Origin of the sequence: Pseudomonas sp. OV546, assembly GCF_900116845.1 — a bacterium.
GTDB lineage: Bacteria > Pseudomonadota > Gammaproteobacteria > Pseudomonadales > Pseudomonadaceae > Aquipseudomonas > Aquipseudomonas petroselini.
Genome location: NZ_FPCE01000002.1, coordinates 582,203 through 592,475, shown reverse-complemented (window position 1 = coordinate 592,475; position 10,273 = coordinate 582,203). Strand labels below are relative to the sequence as shown.

Here is a 10,273-nt window from a genome sequence, read left to right as displayed (position 1 = left end):
ATTTGCTGAAGCGAGGCCAGCTGGCCACGACTCAGTACCCGAATTTCTTGACGACCATAGAGCATTGGAACCACCTGATCCCATCCCGAACTCAGTAGTGAAACGATGCATCGCCGATGGTAGTGTGGGGTTTCCCCATGTGAGAGTAGGTCATCGTCAAGATTAAATTCCGAAACCCCATCTGCGAAAGCAGATGGGGTTTTGTTTTGGGCGGTCGAAAACCCAAAACCAACACTTGATCCCCTGACAAATTTGCACAGTTATTTCTGAACTAGACCACTAGAATAGGCACCTAACCTTTTTTAGAGTCCGAGCCCTATCTATGCCCGATCCGGTTGATGCCCTTGAGGTGTCGGATTTACCACTGGACGACCTGGTGGCATGCCACGAGTGCGACTTGCTGATGCGCAAGCCAGTGCTCGCCCTCGGCGAAAAAGCCCAATGCCCCCGTTGCGGTTACGAGCTGTACGCTCACCGCCACAATGTCGTTGAACGTAGCCTTGCCGTGGTACTTGCGGCACTGTTGCTGTACATCCCCGCGAACTTTTTACCCATCATGCAGCTCAATCTACTCGGGCAGTCCTCTGAAGACACCGTCTGGAGCGGCGTTGTTGGCCTTTTCGATACAGGCATGCAAGGCGTGGCTGTGGTGGTGTTCCTGTGCAGCATGGGCATTCCGTTGCTCAAGCTGCTCTGCCAGTTGGCAGTGTTGCTCAGCATCCGTTGGAACATCGGCCGCAGCTATGGACTGCTGCTGTACCGCATCTACCATCACATGAAGGATTGGGGGATGTTGGAGGTCTATTTGATGGGCGTGCTGGTGGCGATCGTAAAGCTTGCCGACATGGCCTCCATCACAGTCGGACTGGGCCTGGTCTGTTTTGTCAGCCTACTAATGGTTCAGGTGTTGCTTGAGGTGGTGATGTCGCCCCACCAGATCTGGCAAGCGCTCTCAGGAGAGGACGATCATGCGGGCGATTGATGCAGGCATTCTGATTTGTACCGAATGTCACGAATTGAACAAACAAGACGCTGATTCGGATGAGCAGATCTGTACGCGTTGCGGTGCGCTGATCCATGCCCGCCGTCCCAACAGCCTCACACGCACCTGGGCGTTGCTGGTCACGGCAGCGATTTTGTATATCCCGGCTAACCTGCTGCCCATCATGACCATCAATTCCTTGGGGCAAGGTGATCCCAGTACCATCATGGCCGGTGTGATCCAACTGGTGCAGCACGGTATGTTCCCGATTGCGGCAGTCGTATTCATCGCCAGCATCCTGGTACCGACGTTCAAGCTGGTAGGCATAGGTCTGCTACTGTTCTCGGTGCAGCGTCGCCAACCGCTGTCCGCGCAACAACGCATTGTGATGTACCGCTTTATCGAATTCATCGGTCGCTGGTCCATGCTGGATATCTTCGTGATTGCCATCTTGGTGGCCGTTGTAAATTTTGGACGACTTGCCAGTGTCGAGGCCAATCTCGGTGCTGCAGCGTTCGCCAGTGTGGTGATCTTGACGATGCTTGCCGCAGTAACTTTTGATCCCCGACTGATTTGGGATAACACGGAGTCGGACGACGACCATGAGTGATTTGCCTAAAGCTAAAACCCGCCCGGCCTCCAATTGGTCGGCCATTTGGGTGCTGCCCCTGATTGCCCTGATCATTGGTGGCTGGCTGGGATGGCGTGCCTATTCCCAGCAGGGCATCGATATCCAAGTGCGCTTTGAAAGCGGCGAAGGTATCCAAGTCAACAAAACCGAAGTGGTCTACAAAGGTATGCCGGTGGGCAAGGTCAAGGCCCTGGCCCTGGACGACGAAGGTAATAATCGAGGGGTGATTGCCACCATCGAGATGAACAAGGACGTCGAGCAATACCTCAAGACCAATACCCGCTTCTGGTTGGTCAAACCCAGCGTCAGCCTTGCCGGCATCACCGGCCTGGAAACCCTGGTATCGGGTAACTACATCGCCGCCAGTCCAGGCGACGGTGAGCCCTCGCGCAAATTCAAGGCGCTCTCTGAAGAGCCACCCTTGTCCGACGCCAAGCCCGGTCTTCACCTGACCGTCAAGGCCGACCGTCTTGGCTCGCTCAACCGTGGCAGCCCGGTGTTCTATAAGCAGATACAGGTTGGGCAAGTCAAAAGCTACCTGCTTTCCGAGGACCAGAGCACCGTCGAAATCAAGGTCTATATCGAACCGACCTACGCCAGCCTCGTGCGCAAACACACCCGTTTCTGGAACGCCAGTGGCATCAGCATCGACGCCAACCTGTCCGGGTTGAAGGTGCGCAGCGAATCGCTCTCCAGCATCGTTGCTGGTGGCATCGCCTTCGCCACGCCCGAGAATCGCAAGGACAGCCCGCCGACCGATCCAAGCCTGCCTTTCCGGCTCTACGAAGATTTCGACGCCGCCGCCGCCGGAATCAAGGTGAAGGTCCAGCTGGCAGATTTCGAAGGTCTGCAGGCCGGGCGTACTCCGGTCATGTACAAGGGCATCCAAGTTGGCAGCCTGAAGACCCTGAAAATCAACCCGGATCTTTCCAGTGCCAATGCCGAACTGACACTCGACCCCTTGGCCGAGGATTACCTGGTTCAGGACACCCAGTTCTGGGTAGTCAAACCCTCTATCTCTCTGGCCGGCATCACAGGCCTTGAAGCCTTGGTCAAAGGCAACTACATCGCCATTCGCCCAGGTGACAAAGGCACTCCACCACAACGCGAGTACATCGCCCGCGCCAAAGCGCCACCGTTGGACCTGCGTTCACCGGGCCTGCACATGGTGCTGTTTACCGATAACCTCGGCTCCCTGGATGTAGGCAGCCCGGTTCTCTACAAACAGGTCAAGGTCGGCTCGGTGCAGAGCTACCAATTCTCGCGCAAGAACAAACAGTTGGTGATCGGCGTTCACATCGAGAAGGAATACGAAAATCTGGTCAACGGCTCGACGCGCTTCTGGAATGCCAGCGGTGTCACCCTGACCGGTGGGCTCACCGGTGGCATTCAGGTGAAAAGTGAATCCCTGGCCAGCTTGATGGCCGGCGGTATCGCGTTTGAAACCCCGCAACCGAACGTACCGCTGAAAAAACGCATTCCGCGTTTCCGTCTGTTTGCCGACCGAGACGCCGCCAACCAACATGGCACTCTGGTCACTATCAAAGTCGACCGCGCCGATGGCATGCGCCCTGGCACCCCAGTGCGCTTCAAGGGCCTGGACGTGGGCAAGATCGAAAGTATCGACCTCAGTGCGGATATGCAGTCGGTAGTGCTCAGTGCACGTATCACCCAGGTAGCGGACCGCATTGCGCGCGTCGGCAGCCAGTTCTGGGTAGTCAAGCCTGAGCTGGGCCTGATGAAAACCTCCAACCTCGAAACCCTGGTTACCGGGCAATACATCGAAGTGCAGCCGGCTGCGAAAAACGCTGGCCCGCAAAAGAGCTTTGTCGCGCTGGACCAGCCTCCTGAAGCCGCCCACCAGGAAGCTGGCTTGAGCCTGACACTCAGCGCCGCACGCCGCGGTTCGCTCAAGGAAGGCGTACCGGTCACCTATCGCGAAGTTACCGTCGGCAAAGTAACAGGTTACGAGTTGGGCCAAACGGCGGACCGTGTACTCATCCATGTCCTGATCGAGCCCAAGTACGCACCCCTGGTACGCAGTGGCAGCCGCTTCTGGAACACCAGTGGTTTTGGCCTCGATTTCGGCCTGTTCAAAGGCGCCACCGTACGCACCGAATCGCTGGAAACCCTGGTTGCCGGCGGCATCGCCTTCGCCACCCCAGACGGCGAGCGCATGGGCAACGCCGCTCGGCCACAGCAAACCTTCCCGCTGTTCGACAAGTTCGAAGATGAATGGCTCACTTGGGCGCCTAAGATTCCACTCGGTAAATAGACTGAGTCGCGGCCATCGCGGGCAAGCCCGGCTCCCACATTCGACTGCGTTCCTACAGGATAAACGCAGTTAACTGTGGGAGCGGGCTTGCCCGCGAAGACACTGGCACAAACAACACAAAAAAAGGCCCTTGGATTCTCATCCAGGGGCCTTTTGCATTTCAGCTCAGAAAGTCAGACCTCATCCAACTCCGGCTCATCCGCCTGCACATTCACCGTCGCCTTCACCGCATCATGACGACGGATATACTTCCAATCCGCCTCATCGATATAGATCCCGTTTGGCCCGCTACCGCCTTCCAGGTCGATCGCCACCTGGGCGGACACCTGCGGCTTCACACTGGCCAGGATCGGCACAAAGCCCAGCTGCAAGCTGGTTTCCAGCAACGCCGCCTGGTTCTTCTCATCGATATCCGCCGCCTCGTCGAGGTAGTACGGCAAGCGCACACGCCCGGCCTGGTCGCGGTCCATCAAGTGCAGCAACAAGTACATGTTGGTCAGCGCCTTGATGGTCATGGTGGTGCCGTTGGACGCCGCGCCATCAATGTCGGTATGGATCACGGGTTGGCCATGCACCTTGGTGATCTCGAAGGCCAGCTCGAACAGGTCCTTCAGGCCCAGCTGGTTATGGTTGGCAGCCACCAGGCGCGCGAGGTATTCCTTGGCTTCTTCGTTCTTGTTGTCCTGCTCGGCGCTCTGGCTGAGGTCGAACACCGACAGGGTCTCGCCCTCTTCGTATTGACCGGCACTGTGGATAATCTGGTCGATATGCTTAAGCGCTTCCTTGTTCGGTGCCAACACGATGCGGAAGCTCTGCAGGTTGGAGACCTGACGCTTGTTGATCTCGCGGTTGAACAACGCCAACTGGTGCTCAAGGCTGTCGTAGTCGCTGCGGATATTGCGCAGGGTACGCGCAATGTCAGTGACCGCCGCGCGACGTGCCTTGCCCAACGTCAACGCTTCATCGGTGCGGTGCGCATACGCGTTGATCAGCAGTTGCAGGCGACGCTCTACATCATCTTCACTGTCGAACTTGGCCACGCCCTTGAGGCGCACCTGCGCATACAACGCCTCGATCTGGCCATCGGCGCGCAGCAACCCTTGCCAGCTGTCCTGATAGTCATTGAGCAGCGGCAACAGGTTGTCCATGGAGTCGTCGACCGGGTCCATGAACGGTGTGCCGAACGGCAAGTCCGCCGGCAACAGCTGGCGACGGCGCAACGCGTCATCCAGCGTACGCTGTTTGGCTTCCATATCGCCGATCTGGCGGCCTACCAGTTGCAGCTTGGCCGACAGTTGCTGGACGCGCTCGGTGAACGCATCGCTGGAGCGTTTCAACTCATCCTGCGCCGCTTCCATCTGCGCCAGGTTTTCCAGCTTCTCGCCTTCTTCCGCGCTTAGAGTTTGTGCGCGGCGGAAGTCTTCGAGGGCCTTCTGTGCGTCAAGTACCTGCTGGTACAGCGCTTCGGTCTGGGTCTTGCTCGCGGCGCGGTCAGACGCGACAGCCTGCTGGGTTTTCAGCTGCTTGAGTTCTTTCTCCAGTCGCTCTTTCTGGTCGCGCAACGCAGCGCGATCCGCCAAAGCCTGTAAGGCCGGTGGTTCGATGTGCGAGATGTCGATGGACAGCCCCGGCACTTCAAAACGCTCGCCCTTGAAGCCATCCAGGATCTGCTCCAGGGATTTGACCCACTGGCCGTCCTCATCCAGCGTGATGCCATGCTCGCCCAACGGCAGGCTGAACAACGAGCTGTTGAACAGGCGCATCAGACGCTCGACATCCTGCTGTGAGAATTCTTCCCGCAGTTTGGCGTAGCTGTTGTTGTCGGCGTGGTCGAGCTGCTGCTTGACCGACTTCAAGCGCTTTTCCAGGTCGCGCAGACGCTCGTCCAAATCCTCGGCGCTGAACTGCCGCGACTGCGCGAGGGCGCCCGCCAATTCATCGTGAGCATCCTTGGCCGCCAGCAGCTGTTGCTCCAGTACTTTCACGTCATCCACGAGGGCAAAGCGATGCTTGAGCACCGACAGCTCGCCCAACCAACGCTGGATCCCGCTGATTTCGCGCTCCAGGCGCATCAGCTCCTGCGTGCCGCCACGTTGGTCGTTCTGCAGCGCGTCCTGCTCATTGCGGTAGTGCTCGGCCTGGATCGTCAGCTCTTCTTTGCGTGCACTGGCGTAGTCCGACCAGGTGCCCAGCAACGAATCCAGCAGTGGCGACAGGCGATGCAATTTGCCGCGCAACACGTCGCGCTGGCGAACGCCATTGGACAGCGCCTCGACCAGCGGGCCGGCCGCTACCAGCGAGTTGTAGTCCTGCTCCATGCGTCGCACATCGCGGAAGGCTTCTTCGCACGCCGCAATGTAATCCACGCTGCCAGAACGCAGGCTGTGTTCAAACGCATCCAGAAACAGCTGCTTGAGCTTGGCCGCCGTGATTTCGCGCATGTGCAGCAGGTTGATAAACAGCGCGCGGAAGGTCTTCAGGCTCTGCTCGCTGGTGGATCGCAGCGGGATCAGCGTCAGGTCCAGCGGGATCGACGTATGACCACCCACCAACAACCGGCGCAGTTCATCCGGCTTGAGTTCGTAGGCTTTCAGGCCTTCGCGTTCCAGGTTGGTGAACAGCTCTTTCTGACGCAGGCAGGTGTCGTTCTTCTGGTAGTGAGCCAGGTCCAGCTTACCGGCGTAGGCAAAGAACTGGTGCCCGAAACCGCCGCCAGGGCCGCGCCCGACCACGCCGATCACGTGCGGGCCGTGGGGCAGGGAGACTTCCACGAGGATGTAGCTGGTGTCGGTCGCGAAGTAGAAGCGCCGCGATTGCTCCAGGGTGTACTTGCCGAAACTCATGTCCGACATGCGCGCCAGGATCGGGAACTGCAAGGCGTTGATCGACGCGGATTTACCCAGGTTGTTCGCGCCATACACCGACAGCGGTTCTTCCAGCGGGAACAAGCCCAAGCTGTAGCCGGCGGTGTTCAATAGGGCGAAGCGGCGGATGCCGTAGCGTTCCTTGCTCATGCGTCGGTCTCCTGTTCTTCGGCAATGGCACGTGCCAGGGCGTCTTCTTCGCTTTCATCCGCGAAGTCGCTCAAGTCGAGTGGGTCATCGGTTTTCAGCAATTTCTCATCGCTGTCTTCGTCAATGATCACCGGTGCCGGCAGCGGCAACACGCTGTGCACGCTGGCTGCGAGGTCGCGGTCTTGTTGTACCGACAGGCACACATCGAGGAAGCGGTGCATGGGCGGCAGGAAGCGATAAATGCCGTTGTCTTCGCTGGCAAAACCCAGCTGGGTCATGCGGCGCATGATTTTCTCTTCGAGTTCTTCCTGGGTTTGCACCTCGGCCTGGATAAACAGGTCGCGGTACTTCTCCAGCAGCGACGGCAACTCATCACGGCCCAGGCTGCCACCATCCAGCACGGCAATCGGGTCGCGGCCCTGGTCGGCCAGATGCTCGACGATGATGAAGGTGAACAACGCCAGGCGCTGGGCGGTCTTGTTCACCTGCGCACTGGCGATGGCCGAGTCCGGCACGAAGTAGTAGAAACCACGGGTATCGCACACCAGCTCAAAGCCCAGGGCCTTGAACAGCGTGCGGTACTGGTCCTGGAAGTTCGACAGTTGTGCGTACAGCTCCGGGTCGCGGCGGCTGACGTGGTAACCCTTGAACAGCTCGCGAAAGATCGGTGCCAGCTGGGACAGTTCGGATAGATCAAGATGCATAAGGCGTGCTCGCAGAATTCTCGGCGGAGTCGGTGCTGGCCGGGAGCAGGGCGAATGAGCGCAGGCTGACCTGGTGCTCGTGTGTGTGGTAATCGCGGCGTTCCAGGCGTTCGCGCTTGAAGCGTTTTTCGCGCGAGAGGCGCGAGAACCAGTACAGCAATTCGTCGGTGGCGCCGTCCGGTTCCTGCTCCAGCAGCCAGGTCATCAGGTCCGGCATCGGCAGTGCGTCTTCGCAGCGCTCGAGCATTTCCTTGACCGTGCGCGGTGCACGCTGGGCGTCGCCCTTGTGGGATTTGTGCGCCTTGGGGAAACGCGCCGGCTTCGGCTCGAAGTTCGCGAGGGCATACACATAGGCCTCGACCTGGCTGGCACTGCCGAGGAAGGTGCTTTGCGGCCGGGTAAACATCGGCATGGCCGCCTGCGGCACCGCGTCCAGGCCTTTACGTCGGATGGCCGACAAGGCCAACGCCGCGCCACGGGTCACAGCATTATGCCGGCGCGCTTCTTCGCGCAGCGGCAGCAGCAGCTCGCGGGCATGACGCAGGGTCAGCTGGGCGCTGGTCTGCATCTCGAGGATGCGCGCGTGGGTGCGCAGCAGCATGTCGTCGTCCACCAGGTGGCCGAGGCGCTGCTGCTCGGTGAGCATGCGCAGCAGCACGTTCTCCACCTTGCGCACGCCTTGCTCGAAGGCGCCGTCGGCGTTCACCAGTTGGATCATCGGTTCGACGTATTCGTCCCAGGTCGCCAGGACTTCGGCGTAACGCTGGCGTAACGGAATCTGCCGGTCGCTGGTCTTGGCGCGGTCGGCCACGGCGGCGAGGGCCTGTTCGTCGTTGGCGAGTTTTTTCAACACGTCGCGCACGCGCATGTCGAGCAGGCGCAGCTGGCGGGCCAGGTCGTGGCCATCACGGATGTCGAAGGCGTCCTGGATATAACCGGCCAAGCGCTCGAGGTGGCGCAGGTAGGCTTCGATTTCCAGGCACAGGCCAAGCCGGTGCTCCTTGCGAAGATACGCCAGGAAGTCGTGGATCTGCGCGTTGAGCTCGAAACGGTTCGGGCTCTTGGCGACAGGCACCAGGATATCCAGGCGAATCCACACGTCCAGCAGGCTGGTGATGTCCTGGGGCGTGCTGTCCAGTTGTTGGGCCGCCAATTGCGCGCGCAGTTCGCTCAGGCTCAGGGTGCCTTGGTCGAAGTGTTCGCACAGTGGCTCAAGCAGGGCCCAGTGTTCGGCGAGGGCGCGCAAGACGCGCTTGGGTTCGATCATCGGAATGGCCGGCTGGTTGGCGATTAAAAGTCGCGATTGTACTGCATCGGGCGCGGGATTTATCCACAGCCGGTCAGTGTGCAGTGGGCGATTGTTGCCGAACAGCGGTAGAATCCCCGCTCTTTAGTTATCCACAAGTGGCCGAGCTGTGCTTATCGAGTCCCGACGTCGCGCTTACTTGACCGCCATGCAGGTGGTCAACTGGCTGCCCCGCACCGAACTGCCGTTTGCCGCGCCGTCGCGGCCCGAGCTGTTGCAGGCGCCTGAGCCCTATGAGGCGTTCGAGTCGTCGGGGGAGGAGGCGGCCGCACCGGTGGCGGTGGTCAAACCCACTCCGGAATCGCGCCCGGCCGTCGAACGGGCGAAGATCGAAGTGCCGCGCCCTTCGCCGGTGGTCAAGGCGGCCAAGGTGGTCGAGGAGGCCGCCCCGGTGGTCAAGGCCCCGGTGGTGCCGCCGCCGCGTTTCGCCTTGCAATTGCTGCGGGCCGGGCGCTGCCTGCTGCTGGTGGAGTTGCCGACCGGCGAACGCTTCCAGACCCGCGACCCCGCCTACATGCTGCTTAAGGACATGCTGCGCGCCGCCGGCCTGCCCGACAGCCCGCAAATCGTCGGCGACCCCGTACGTTGGCCGCTGCTGGTGCGTGGCACCATGGACCAGGGCCCGGAAGCCGCGCGGGACTTTGTGCAAGGCTTTGTCTCGGCACGCCTGGAAGACGAACCCTGCGTGTGCCTGTGGCTGATCGGCCTGCCCGCCGTGCGCTTTGCCGGTGAAGCCAATGCCGAAGCCTGGTACCGCGAGCTGCAGGTCGACAGCCTGGGCACGGTGTGGGCCCTGCCGGGCCTGGAATTATTAATGGAAGAGCCACAGCGTAAGGCTGATGTCTGGCAAGCCATGCGCCGGCTGATGGCGCGCTGGAAAACAACCGATGAGTGAGGCTTTATCCTTCCGCCCGATGACCGAGGCTGACCTCGACGCTGTGCTGAAAATCGAATACGCGGCGTTCAGCCACCCCTGGACCCGTGGGATCTTTCTCGACGGGCTGGGCAAGTACCAGATCTGGCTGATGTTCGAAGGTGAGCAGCAGGTGGGCCACGGCGTGGTGCAGATCATCCTGGATGAAGCGCATTTGCTGAACATTACCGTGAAGCCTGAAAACCAAGGCCGTGGCCTCGGCTTGGCGCTGCTGGAGCACCTGATGTCCCGCGCGTATGCCGCCAATGCGCGGGAATGCTTCCTGGAAGTGCGCGACAGCAATACCGGCGCGTTTCGCCTGTATGAGCGCTATGGCTTCAATGAAATCGGCCGTCGGCGCGACTACTACCCCGCCGTGGGTGGCCGCGAAGATGCGGTCGTGATGGCCTGCACCTTGGTCGACTAAGTCACAAAAACCACTGTGGGA

The 10,273-nt window shown here is 60.2% G+C and carries 8 protein-coding genes and 1 rRNA gene; 6 read left to right on the top strand and 3 right to left on the bottom strand.

Going from position 1 to position 10,273, the window contains the following annotated elements; all coding sequences use genetic code 11:
• The first annotated feature begins 46 nt into the window (after window positions 1–46).
• The 4 genes from rrf to BM403_RS07960 all read left to right on the top strand — a co-directional run bounded on the left by rrf (window position 47) and on the right by BM403_RS07960 (window position 3,888).
• Window positions 47–162 (top strand): 5S ribosomal RNA (gene rrf, locus BM403_RS07975).
• Between the two features lie 160 nt (window positions 163–322).
• Window positions 323–982: a paraquat-inducible protein A gene (locus BM403_RS07970; protein WP_093542356.1), complete on the top strand. Its 660-nt coding sequence runs from the start codon at window positions 323–325 to the stop codon at window positions 980–982.
• Entirely contained in the window at window positions 969–1,592 is a 624-nt protein-coding gene (locus tag BM403_RS07965; RefSeq protein ID WP_012722056.1) for a paraquat-inducible protein A, read from the top strand. Before BM403_RS07970 ends, BM403_RS07965 begins: the two co-directional genes overlap by 14 nt.
• Window positions 1,585–3,888, top strand: coding sequence for a PqiB family protein (locus tag BM403_RS07960; RefSeq protein ID WP_093542354.1), 2,304 nt, complete (start codon window positions 1,585–1,587; stop codon window positions 3,886–3,888). The genes BM403_RS07965 and BM403_RS07960 overlap by 8 nt, the downstream gene beginning before the upstream one ends.
• A 173-nt stretch (window positions 3,889–4,061) precedes the next feature.
• On the opposite strand, the gene mksF is transcribed toward BM403_RS07960, so the two are convergent.
• Genes mksF through mksB form a run of 3 tightly spaced genes read right to left on the bottom strand, consistent with a single transcriptional unit; the run spans window position 4,062 to window position 8,873 of the window.
• Window positions 4,062–6,902, bottom strand: coding sequence for an Mks condensin complex protein MksF (gene mksF / locus BM403_RS07955; protein WP_012722058.1), 2,841 nt, complete (start codon window positions 6,900–6,902; stop codon window positions 4,062–4,064).
• Window positions 6,899–7,606: an Mks condensin complex protein MksE gene (mksE, locus tag BM403_RS07950; protein WP_012722059.1), complete on the bottom strand. Its 708-nt coding sequence runs from the start codon at window positions 7,604–7,606 to the stop codon at window positions 6,899–6,901. The genes mksF and mksE overlap by 4 nt, the downstream gene beginning before the upstream one ends.
• Window positions 7,596–8,873, bottom strand: coding sequence for an Mks condensin complex protein MksB (mksB, locus tag BM403_RS07945; RefSeq protein WP_012722060.1), 1,278 nt, complete (start codon window positions 8,871–8,873; stop codon window positions 7,596–7,598). The genes mksE and mksB overlap by 11 nt, the downstream gene beginning before the upstream one ends.
• A gap of 187 nt (window positions 8,874–9,060) precedes the next feature.
• Here mksB and BM403_RS07940 point away from each other — a divergent pair, with 187 nt between their 5' ends.
• Both BM403_RS07940 and rimI read left to right on the top strand, forming a co-directional pair.
• A complete protein-coding gene (locus BM403_RS07940; protein WP_052308614.1) occupies window positions 9,061–9,807 on the top strand; it encodes a hypothetical protein in 747 nt (248 codons plus the stop codon).
• Window positions 9,800–10,252: a ribosomal protein S18-alanine N-acetyltransferase gene (rimI, locus tag BM403_RS07935; protein WP_003188286.1), complete on the top strand. Its 453-nt coding sequence runs from the start codon at window positions 9,800–9,802 to the stop codon at window positions 10,250–10,252. Before BM403_RS07940 ends, rimI begins: the two co-directional genes overlap by 8 nt.
• Window positions 10,253–10,273: the final 21 nt, after the last annotated feature.